The following is a 12,339-nucleotide window of genomic DNA, read 5'->3' on the forward strand; positions in this document are numbered from 1 at the left end:
TGGTGTTTCCGGAAATGATCAGATTGGTCTTTTCAGATATAGGGGATTGATGAATGGGCTGTCCAGATATGTTTTCAATGACTTTATCATCAACGGTGCCGCTATCGGTGCCACCAGTAATCCTGATTTGAAGTGGGAGACTACTTTACAAACGAATATTGGATTGGATTTCACACTTTGGAGAAGTATTGACTTCACTGCCAATTACTTCATTAAGGATACCAGAGATTTATTGTTTCAGCCAGCTGTTTCATCCTTGTTAGGATCGTATGGTCCAGGTGGTTCACCTCCGGTAATCAATGCCGGTAATGTTTCCAATAAAGGTCTTGAAATTGAGATTGGATATGGCACTCAGAAACAAAGAGGTGTAAATTTTAGAATTGATTACAATGCTACTTTCATCAGAAATAGGGTAACTAAAGTCCCTGATGGCTTGGATTTTATTCCAGGTGCTGGATTTAGTGTCGGTGGTAACGTAGCTACAAGATTCCAAGAAGGTTTTCCAATCGGTTATTTTATTGGATTTCAGACAGACGGAATTTTTCAATCAGAAGAAGAAATTGCTTCTAGCCCTGTCGTACAAGCTGGTGCAAGGCCTGGTGATTTGAGGTTTGTAGATACAAACGGAGATGGCGTGATCAATTTCAGTGATGATTCTGACCGTACGTTTATAGGTTCTCCGATTCCTGATTTCATTATGGGTTTGAATTTGGCCATGGATTTCAAAGGATTTGACATTTCGGCTAATGTCTATGCGGCAATTGGTCAGGAAATTATCCGTAATTACGAGAGACAACAACCATTTGCAAATCAATTGGCCTATAATGTAGACAGATGGACGGGTCCGGGTAGTACTAATGAAATACCTAGATTGACTACAGGTCAGACCAGAAATACAGTGTTTTCCGACTTTTTTGTGGAAGACGGTTCATTTATTAGGCTTAGAAATGTTCAGGTAGGATACACGCTTCCTGAAGCAATTACAGGAAGGATCGGGATTCGTTCGATGAGATTTTACGTTGCGGCCAATAACCTTATTACACTTACAAGGTATATGGGATTTGATCCTGATGTGGGTTCTGGAAACCCATTATTTGCAGGAGTTGATAATGGTATTTTTCCACAGGCAAGGGTAATCATGGGCGGTTTAAACTTTAGATTCTAAAAGACATGAAAAAAATATATATCATCATTCTTACATTGAGCATGTCGCTGGTTTCATGTGATCAGTGGCTGGAAATTGAACCTGAATTCACACAGGATGCGGAGAACTTCTTCAATACGGAAGAAGATTATCAAAGGGCTGTTATTGGTGTTTATGATTTAATGCAAACAAACTATTTGCAGATTTGGATAGGAGAAATTGCATCGGATAATTCTATAGCAGGAGGTGAAAGTGTAAATGATACGCAAGGTCTCCATGAGATTGACAACATGACACATGGTGGGGTCAATAATGAATTGAGGGACGTAATGAGATTTAACTATGCAGGAATAGCACGGGCTAATTTCATTTTTGAAAATGAGAATAAGATAGATTTTGCATCCAAAGAACGTTTGATGGCAGAGATTTCCTTCATCAGGGCTTATTTCTATTTTACATTGGTCAATTATTTTGGAGATGTGCCACTGATAGTAGATAGGAGAATATCTATAAATGAAGTTTTCCAAATTGATAGAACCCCAAAAGCACAAATCTTCACGCAAATTGAAAGCGATTTAGATAGAGCGATTCAAGTGCTTAATTGGACCAATCCAGAAACTGGAAGAATCACCAAAGGTGCGGCTTTGGCCTTGAAAGGTAAAGTGCTGTTGTACCAGCAGAAATTTTCAGAAGCTGCCCAGGTTTTTGATGAACTGATCAGTACCAATCAAGCCAATTATGCCTTGATTTCAGACATGAATACGATGTGGTTGGCTGTGAATCAGAACCGAAGTGAGGATGTATTTACAATTCAACATTCCGGATTACAGGGTGGTGACTATGGTTGTTTGGTTTGTTTGCAGGGTAATCCTGCTGTAGGATTTCATTCTATCAGAAATTATGTCGGTCCTTTTTACGCAGATGGGAATAGTTATAATCTTCCTACCCAAAATCTTTATGATTTCTATGGTAATGATCCAAGAAGACAGGTAACCATTTTGGATATTGATGCATTTATTGCAGCACAGCCAAATCCATCAGAAATATCCTTTGCAGAAGGAGGAGGTGGTCACACAGGCTTTTACAATAATAAATACATCAAAAGAGCTGCTGAGAGAGGCCTTCCGGATGATGACTTGACAAGTCAATTAAATTACAGGGCCATTCGTTTTGCAGATGTATTATTGATGGCAGCTGAGGCATTTGCACAGTCAGGAAATGACGCAAGAGCTAGAACTGAGTTAAACAAGGTAAGGCAAAGGGCCGGAGTTGGAAATATTTCAAGTTCGGGGGCTCAGCTTTTGGATGATATCTACAGGGAAAGAAGATTGGAATTATCAGGAGAAGGATATAGGTTCTGGGATTTGGTTAGAACAGGTAAAGCTGCTGAATCCATTTCCGGTTTTCAAGTTGGAAAGCATGAATTGTTTCCAATCCCGCAAGTGGAGATAGATTTATCAGGAGGAAGATGGGCTCAAAACCCTGGATATTAAAATAAAATCAAATGAAAAATTATATAAAATATTTGTTTTTACTGCTGCCGGTGATTCTATTGGCAGCATGTATTGAGGATTACAGGTTAGATGCTACCACTCCTCCTGACCAAGCAGCAAGATTTACATTCCAACCCAGTTTGGAGAATGATAATATTATCAATTTTACCGCAGATCAGGAGTTTTTCCTAATGAAATGGGATTTTGGTAATGGGGCTTCTGCAACGGGTAAAAATGTCACAGGGATTTATCCTTCTGCAGGGACTTATAATGTTACCCTGACCATATTTGATAGGGGAGGAAGTGCAAGTACAACTTTGGAAGTCGTCATTGAAAGAACAGATCCAACGTTGTTAGACAGACCGATTTTTAATTTATTGACGGGAGGCATTGATGCGATTAATGGCAAGACTTGGGTGGTAGATTCAGCCCGAGTGGGTCATTTTGGCGTAGGACCTAACCCGGTTCAAGCAGGTGGGTATTTCCCCGAGTGGTATCAAGCACAGGCAAATGAAAAAGTCGGAAGTGGTATGTATACAGACAGGTATACTTTTTTCCTGAATGATTTTAAATTTGAATGGGAGACAAATGGATTTGTATATCTCAATGGCGCACAGGGAGCAAATTTCCCGGGAGCCTTTGATCCGGGAGTTGGAGATCTTTCAGCGCCTTTTGTTTCTCCGGGAGGCTTGACTTGGAACATTGTAGAAGAAGAAGGGGAATTTCCTATATTGAATTTGACTTCTCCGGGATTCCTTGGATATTTTGCCGGGACAAATTCATTTCAAATAATACGTTTTGAAGAAAATGAAATGTTTATTCGTTCCATTGACCAGGCTAATGATGGATTATCATGGTATGTCAGGTTGATTCCAGCAGGATTTGACGGAGGTGGAGACCCTGATCCTGATCCAGACCCAGATCCAGATACAGGGGGTGATGTTGCGTTTACACTTCAGGATTTGATCGGAAGTGGTGAGAAAGCATGGAAACTTAAACCTGCAGCAGGCGCATTCGGTGTAGGCCCTAGGCAAGGAAGTGATGAGTTCTATCCAAATGGAAATGATATTTCAGGTGAGAGACCATGTCTGTTCAATGACCTATTTATCTTTAGGCAAGACGGTGAATTCGAATATGATGCGCAAGGTGATATCTTCGGTGAATTCTATATGGGATTGGCCGAAGAACAATGTCAGCCTGCATCTAACCTTGAGGGGACTTCCGGAGAGGCATGGGGGCCAGGCGTGCATACTTTCAGTTTCACAGAAGGTACAACTACTACAAATCCAAAAATTACCGTAACTGGGACAGGGGCCTTTATTGCACTCCCTAAAGCATATAATGGTGGTGAATATACAGCTGGCCCACCCGCAGCAAATAGATCTGTAACTTACGATGTCATCGATTATACCAATGAAGAAATGACTATTTCTATCGATATTACCAATAACGGAGGTGTTTTCTGGACATTTGTATTGATTCCTGATGGCATCTAAATGCTCATAATTATGATGAAGAATAAAATATTTTCTTATCTCATGTTCACCTTATTATTGGTGTCATCATGTGGAGAAGAAGAAAAACAAGATCAGGTATTACTTCCTTCAAATCTCCAAGTCTCAGTTACAAAGGATAAAGGAACAGTTCAGGCGACCTTTCAGGCGGTAAATGCGAATTTCTACAAGGTAAATTTTGGTTTGCCAAATACTATCGCAGAGAGAGCAACAGGTACTACTGCAACATTTACTTATCGTGAAGTTGGAACTTATATCATTTCCGTTCAGGCTCATTCCACGGAATCCGATTTTATAACATCTACGGAATCGGTTACCATTTCGAATGAAGACCTTGGCATAGGAATTCCCAATGCTGGTTTTGAAAGTCCTTTATCCTATGAGGGATATGATCTGATATGGCAAGATGAATTTAATGGCACCAGTCTTTCAAATGATTGGGTCCATGAGTTGGGTGATGGATGTCCTAACTTGTGCGGATGGGGAAATAATGAACTTCAATTTTACCGAAGAGAAAACACAGCGGTAAAAGATGGATTCCTAATCATTAAGGCTGTACAAGAAAGTGTTGGAGGAAAAAATTTCACCTCTTCAAGGATAAAAACTGAAGGTCAAAAATCTTTCACTTTTGGAAGGTTTGATATCAGGGCTGTACTTCCAAAAGGTCAAGGCTTGTGGCCTGCAATATGGATGTTGGGTGACAACATCCCTCAAGTTGGCTGGCCTGCTTGCGGGGAAATTGATATCATGGAAATGGTGGGCGGAAGTGCAAATGGACGTGATAACACAGTGCATGGTACTGTCCACTGGGATAATAATGGACAGTATGCAAATTTCGGTGGCTCACTTTCGCTTTCTCAAGGAATCTTTAACGATAAGTTTTATGTGTTCTCGGTAATTTGGGATGAAAGTAAAATTGTATGGTTATTGGATAATGTACCTTACCATCAAATTAACACCACCCCTCAAGCATTGGATGAATTCAGAAAACCACATTTTTTCCTGTTTAATGTAGCAGTCGGAGGTAATTGGCCGGGAAGTCCGGATTCCAACACCAACTTCCCCCAGCAGATGGTAGTAGATTACATCAGAGTATTTCAGAGAAATTAATTATTGATAAAATATAAAAAGCCAACCCAATTAGGTTGGCTTTTTTAAATATTAAGTTAAAAATTAAAGTTAAAGTACCCCTCTTAAGGAATTCCAATAACAGTTTTTCGAAAGGGGATTGCATCTCTTAATATAATTCTCAATATAACCCAAGCTAAACAAATGACTAAAAATCAAGCCTACACCGTTAAAATAGCCTTTATTGTTGCTTTAGGAGGTTTTCTAATGGGATTTGACGCTTCAGTTATTTCTGGAGTTGTGAAATTCATTGAACCGGAATTTAATCTCTCAAAATTAGAGTTAGGATGGTCGGTTGCATCACTGACGCTGACTGCAACACTTGCCATGATGGTTGCAGGCCCACTCAGCGACAGATTTGGTCGAAGGAAAATTCTGCAAGTAGCTGCGATCTTATATGCTGTGAGTGCTATTGGTTCTGCCCTGGCACCTTCATTTATTCTTTTGGTGATAGCCAGAATGGTGGGTGGATTTGGTGTTGGAGCCTCTTTGATTCTTGCTCCGATGTACATAGCAGAAATTGCCCCACCTGCAATGCGTGGTAGAATGGTATCTTTCAACCAACTAAATATTGTTATTGGTATCTCCGTGGCTTTTTTCACAAATTATTTGATTTTGAAATTAGGCAATTGTGATGCTGCCTGGGCTATAAATCTAGGGTTTGACAAGTGGAATTGGAGGTGGATGCTTGGTTTGGAATTATTGCCGGCAATATTATTTTATTTAGGGTTGTTTTTTGTTCCCAAGAGTCCGAGATGGCTTGTAATGAAAGGTCAGACAGACCAAGCACTTATGATCATGAATCAATTCACTGATGTTGATGATGCCAAAAAGCAGATCAATGACGCGATCAGAAATATTCATGAGGATAAGAACAGAGAGGAAGCAAAGATCACTGAATTCTTTAAGCCAGCTTACAGATTAGTCCTTGTAATCGGAATTGTGGTTGCGATACTCCAACAGATTACAGGAATCAACTCGGTGTTTTTCTATGCACCTATGATCTTTGAGCAATCAGGTATTGGAACAGACGCATCATTTATACAAGCAATTTTAGTTGGATTGACCAATTTGGTTTTCACGGTATTGGCTATTTTATTTATTGATAGATTAGGCCGTAAGCCATTGCTCCTTGGAGGACTTGCGGGTATTGCCCTCTGCATGGGATTACTCGCTTATGGTTTTGGTCAAGCTACTTACCAATTGACGGAAGATTCAATTCAAAGTCTACCACAGGAAATTTCCATGACACATATATCCAGTATGATAGATGTGACCTATGATGATGATGTTAGTTTTAAGCAGGCCATTAGATCAACACTTGGTGATAAACTTGCCACAACCTATGAATCTAACTTAATCACTTCGGCCATAAATATGAATCCTGCTTTAATCCTTATTGGTATTTTAGGTTTTGTGGCCTCATTTGCGATTTCTATCGGCCCGGTGATGTGGGTTTTGTTTTCAGAGCTTTTCCCTATCAGAATAAAGGGTGCTGCCATATCCTTCGTAGGGTTTATCAATTCCTTGATCAGTTATTTGGTACAGCAATTTTTCCCTTGGCAGTTGGATAATTTAGGGAGCAGCAATACCTTCCTGATTTATGGTTTATTTGCCGCCGTTGGGGTGTTCTTTGTTTGGTTTGTGGTACCGGAGACCAAGAATAAATCATTGGAAGAATTGGAAGATATATTAATCAAGAAATAATCATTTTACCAATCTTAATAAACTTTAGGAGTTATGAAAAAATATCAAAATACATGCCTCATGCAAACTTCTTTTGCAATAGTAATTTTTTTTTCCAGCCTAAACATTGGATGTACATCGTCCCAAAATTCTGGAGAGGATGCAAGTCAAAAAGCTGTTAATGGAACAGCTTATGTATTGGTTGTTGAGGCAGAAAGCCTTCATGACATGTCGGATAAATCAAGGTTAAGTGAGGCCATTGAAGGTGAATCTGTCACCCTGACTAAAGGAGAATGGATCGCTATTGATGCAGATTTTGAGGCAGCCGGAAGGTATCGGGTTGAAGTGATGGGAATACCAGTGGGATCAGATACTTCGGTAGTTTGGATTGAAGATTACTATGATAATCCAGATGGAAGAACTTATGATGTTACAGGAAAAATGGTGCATAGTCCATCTTTTGAGATCCAATCATATGCTGTAGAAGGAAGTCCATTTAAAAAAGGTCTTCACAAAATGAAGGTGTATGTTTCAGGTGGGGCAGTTGATATTGACAATGTGGTTTTTACCTTGATGAAGCCTCATAAAGCATCCCCTGAGATATTGACCCAAACATATGAAGGAAGTGATTGGGAGTTGGTTTGGTCAGATGAATTTGATGGAACTAAAATAGACCAAAGCAAATGGACCTTTGATTTTGGTGATTGGGGTTGGGGAAATAATGAGTTGCAGTATTATACTGATAACCGGCCTGAAAATGCAAGGATAGAAGACGGTGCCTTGGTCATTGAGGCAAGGAAGGGTGATTTGGGAAATCAATGGACTTCAGCAAGATTGACCACCCGCGGTAACGTCGCTTTTCTTTATGGAAAAATAGAATTCAAGGCTTTGGTGCCCAGAGAAAGAGGGAATTGGGCGGCAGGTTGGACTTTGGGCAATACCTATGTAGATGAAAAGGACTGGCCTTACTGCGGTGAAATTGATATTCTAGAAAGTGTGGGCTATGAAGTGGATGATGAAACCGGAGATGGGATTGCTCATGCTACGGTACATACGCCTGCTTATTATTTTAAAATTGGGAATCAGATTTCCAATACCAAGGATGTGAGTAAAATAGCTGCAGAATGGCATACTTTTGCTGTGGAATGGACACCTTCAGAAATCAATATATTGGTAGATGATGTACCATATTACCTGTATGATAAAACTGCCAATGAAAAGGAATGGCCCTTTAATATCCCTCAGAATATCATCCTAAACCTCGCCATGGGCGGAGGATGGGGCGGTGCCCTAGGTCTTGACCCAAATGTTACGAGTCAAAAGTTCCTTATTGACTACGTTAGGGTTTACCAGAAAAAGTAGTGAATTAATTTAAAAATCATAAATTCTAATCATTGGCTTTATGGCTGACAGTAAAATCCAAATCAAGGACGCTCGAATTCTTTTTCCTCAACATGAGGTGATAGGAACTAATGTGGAAATCAACGGGGAAGGTTATTATAAAATCCAAAATGTGGATCAGATGCCTCCGTTTTTCATATCCTTGGTCAGTCATTCAGATCATTGGATGTTTATCAGTAGCAACGGAGCTCTGACAGCAGGGCGAAAAGATGAGGAGAATGCACTTTTTCCATATTACACCGATGATAAAATTATAGCTTCTGCAGACCAAGTCGGTTCAAAAACTTTGGTGCTTGTCCACGAAAACGGAAAGAAAATCTTATGGCAGCCTTTTTCTGATAACTACAATGGCTTATATAAGGTCACCCGGAATCTTTACAAAAATCAATGGGGAAATGAATTGCTTTTTGAAGAAGTCAACGAAGATTTGGGATTGAGTTTTCTTTATTCATGGTCTTTTTCAAGCCAATTCGGATTTATCCGAAAATCCATTATTGTGAACAATGGTAACAAGCCTGTTCAAGTTGAACTCCTCGATGGTGTCCAGAACATCCTGCCCTACGGGGTTTCCAGTCAACTTCAATTGCAAAGGAGCAACCTAACCAATGCTTACAAGCGGAACGAACTCGACAAAGACAGTGGTGTTGGTATTTTTGCTTTGAGTGCCCTGATTGTGGATAGGGCTGAACCTAGTGAAGCATTGAAAGCAACAATTGGTTGGCATATTGGGATAAAGACAGCGCAAGTGTTAGTTTCTTCATGTCAGCTGGAAAGCTTTTGTCAAGGTCATCCAATCAAGACTGAGACTGATGTAAAAGGGGAAGCAGGTTCTTATTTTATTCATGTGAAATTAGATTTGAATCCAGATGAAACAAAAAACTGGTACTGCTGCTTCGAGATCAATCAATCCCAACCTGCCATTCAAAATCTTATCAAGAGATTAAGCAACAATGAAAAGGGAGTTTTGCATGATATTGAAAAAGATTTAAGAAAGGGTACAAAAAAGCTGAAAACCATCGTGGCCAAAGCAGATGGACTCCAATTGTCAGCTGACAAACTCTCCACTTCAAGACACTATGCTAATGTTTTGTTCAATGTGATGAGGGGAGGGATCTTTGAGGATGATTATGGGATAGATAAAAAGGATTTTTTGAATTATCTCAAAGAAGTAAATCGACCTTTATCCGAAAGTTTAAACCCCTATTTTCATTCCTTACCCGAAATTCTGGATTATCCTACTTTACAAGAATTGGCGGTAAGTCAGGGGAGTTCTGATTTTATCAGGATTTGTGCGGAGTATCTGCCACTTTCTTTTAGTCGTAGGCATGGTGACCCAAGCAGGCCATGGAATAAATTCTCCATAGACCTGACCAATGATGATGGCTCTGCAAGAAGGGCATACGCCGGTAACTGGCGCGATATTTTCCAGAATTGGGAAGCTTTGGCGGTTTCCTATCCTAGGTTTATTGAAGGAATGATCTTTAAATTTCTGAATGCATCCACTTTGGATGGATATAATCCTTACCGAATTTCAAGGAGTGGCGTGGATTGGGAGGTAATAGAGCATGATGATCCATGGTCGTATATTGGCTATTGGGGAGACCATCAGTTGATTTACCTATTGAAATTGCTGGAAGTAGCCCGCAGCCATGAAAGTCTCTCACTTTCTGATTTGTCTAATAATCCTTGGTTTGTTTATGCAGATGTACCTTACAGAATCAAATCTTACGATGAAATCGTCGCTGAGCCGCAGGACACCATTGATTTTGATGCAGTCTTGGATAGCGAAACTCAAAAAAGATTCACAAAAATCGGAGCAGATGGAAAATTGGTATATGATCAGAAAGGACAACTCCTCAAAAGCGGCTTTATGGAGAAAATCCTTGTTTCTTGGCTCACCAAATTGTGCAACTTAATCCCTGATGCCGGAATATGGATGAACACCCAAAGACCTGAATGGAATGATGGCAACAATGCCCTTGTCGGTAATGGTACATCGATGGTTACCCTTTATTACATGCACCGCTTTACCCGGTTTTTCTCAGATTGGGCAGAAGATGAGGATTTAAAAACGATTGTGCTTCATAAAGAAGTAGCGGATTTAATGACGGATTGCCAAGCTATACTTGATTCATATCGTGGATTACTAAATAGTGGATTTGACCATAAAACCAGAAGATCATTTGTTGATGCATTTGGAAACCTGGCAGAGCAGTATCGGTCCAATGCCTATGCAGGTTTTTCCGGCGATTTTATTCCTATTGATAATCTAACTTTTCAAAATCTATTTGGGGATACCATTTTGTATTTGCAGGCATCGATAAAAAATAATAAAAGGGAAGATGGATTGTATCATGCCTATAATCTTATCTCTTTCACTCAAGATGGTTTGGAAGTAGATAACCTTTATGAAATGTTGGAGGGGCAAGTATCAGTTTTATCATCAGGTTTTCTCGACGCGAAGGAAAGTCTTGACTTGCTGAATGTGATGAAATCGAGCAAGCTTTATAGAGAGGATCAGTACAGCTACATGCTCTACCCTAACAGAAATTTACCCGGGTTTCTCCAAAAAAATCATCTTCCAATTTTAGATTTCAAATCAAATCCCTTGCTCATAGAAATGCTACAAAAAATGGATCCCCGAATTGTTGAAAAAGACTTGGAAGGGAATGTATTTTTCAATGGTGACCTGAACAATGGCAGGACATTGAAAGCAGCGCTTCAAGAAGTTCAGAAAGACTATAAAGGTTTTCAGGAGAAAGATTTTCATCAAATCGAAGCAATTTATGAAGGGGTTTTCAACCACAAAGCATTTACCGGAAGGTCAGGAACTTTCTTTGCTTTTGAAGGTTTAGGGAGTATTTACTGGCACATGGTATCCAAACTGTTATTGGCTGTTCAGGAGATTTTGGGTAGCGGAGAAGAAATGGATGATACTGTCCGGGGATCTTTGGTGGATCATTATTACGAAATCAGAGCAGGGATCGGTATCAACAAGTCCCCCGAATTATATGGTGCATTTCCAACAGACCCATACAGCCATACACCTTTCCATAGAGGTGCGCAGCAACCCGGGATGACTGGGCAGGTTAAAGAAGATATCCTTAGCCGCTGGGCAGAATTGGGAGTGAAAGTGAAAGATGGAATGATACATTTCGAACCAACATTTCTCAACGAAAATGAATGGTTGCCGAAACCTGATGTGTTCCATTACATTTCTATAAATGGGGAAGACGAATCCTTGAAATTAAACGAAGGAGAATTGGCCTTTACCTACTGTCAGGTACCCATCAAATACATTCGCTCAGGGAATAAGGAAATCCGGGTTTATTTTACGGGAGATAGAGATTTTGAATTGATCAAAGGGTCTGTATTATCGAAGGAATTGTCTGCTTCCATTTTTAGTAGAGGTCAGGAAATTAGGTTCGTGGAAGTGAGATTGGGAGGGGTTTAAACCTTATTTCGGTTTTTAATCCATTTAATTTTTAAAACTGAAATATAGTGAGAATAGTGGTTTGCAGCGGTTTCCTAATTTTGTTATTTTTCAAACCGCGGATGACAAGGTAAACATTGATGTGTTTTTTAAAGATGAAACGATTTGGCTTACCCAAAATCTTATCGCTGAACTTTTTGAAAAAGGAAGAAGTACAATCACCGAGCACCTAAAGGGAAAATTTCAAAGTTAGAAGCTAAACTCAAAGCCGAAAATGAATATGAAAAATTCAGAGTCGTTCAGGATAGATTATTTGAGTCTGATTTCGATAAGTTTCTAAAACAGATTGATAAAAAGAAAAAAGAATAATCTCTTTAACAAATAATTGCGAAAAAACCTACTTTTGACAATCTCTATTCTCCTTCAAAAACCTTCTTAATTTCCGCTTTCACATCCTTAAGAATCTCAGCATTCTTAACACTTTCAGATTTAATTTCAAGGATTTTGGGTTTTGGGGAATTCTCGTAGAAGTTTTTCAGT

The 12,339-nt window shown here is 39.6% G+C and carries 7 protein-coding genes; all 7 read left to right on the forward strand.

The window, feature by feature from the left end:
• A partial coding sequence (locus tag ACEW8U_RS04665; protein WP_373520873.1) for a TonB-dependent receptor domain-containing protein occupies positions 1–1,165 on the forward strand: 1,165 nt, incomplete at its 5' end.
• A 5-nt stretch (positions 1,166–1,170) separates the two neighbouring features.
• Positions 1,171–2,637: a RagB/SusD family nutrient uptake outer membrane protein gene (locus ACEW8U_RS04670; protein WP_373520874.1), complete on the forward strand. Its 1,467-nt coding sequence runs from the start codon at positions 1,171–1,173 to the stop codon at positions 2,635–2,637.
• A gap of 11 nt (positions 2,638–2,648) precedes the next feature.
• Complete coding sequence (locus ACEW8U_RS04675; RefSeq protein WP_373520875.1) at positions 2,649–4,133, forward strand: PKD domain-containing protein; 1,485 nt, start codon at positions 2,649–2,651, stop codon at positions 4,131–4,133.
• A gap of 12 nt (positions 4,134–4,145) precedes the next feature.
• Positions 4,146–5,261: a family 16 glycosylhydrolase gene (locus tag ACEW8U_RS04680; RefSeq protein ID WP_373520876.1), complete on the forward strand. Its 1,116-nt coding sequence runs from the start codon at positions 4,146–4,148 to the stop codon at positions 5,259–5,261.
• 144 nt (positions 5,262–5,405) lie between these two features.
• Positions 5,406–6,986 carry a sugar porter family MFS transporter gene (locus ACEW8U_RS04685; RefSeq protein WP_373520879.1) on the forward strand — a complete coding sequence of 527 codons (1,581 nt, stop codon included), beginning with the start codon at positions 5,406–5,408 and terminating at the stop codon, positions 6,984–6,986.
• A gap of 60 nt (positions 6,987–7,046) precedes the next feature.
• Positions 7,047–8,327 (forward strand): family 16 glycosylhydrolase, encoded by a 1,281-nt coding sequence (locus ACEW8U_RS04690; protein WP_373520877.1) that lies wholly within the window; start codon positions 7,047–7,049, stop codon positions 8,325–8,327.
• Positions 8,328–8,367: 40 nt separating this feature from the next.
• Positions 8,368–11,820 (forward strand): hypothetical protein, encoded by a 3,453-nt coding sequence (locus ACEW8U_RS04695; protein WP_373520878.1) that lies wholly within the window; start codon positions 8,368–8,370, stop codon positions 11,818–11,820.
• Positions 11,821–12,339: the final 519 nt, after the last annotated feature.

Origin of the sequence: Aquiflexum sp., assembly GCF_041751335.1 — a bacterium.
GTDB lineage: Bacteria > Bacteroidota > Bacteroidia > Cytophagales > Cyclobacteriaceae > Aquiflexum.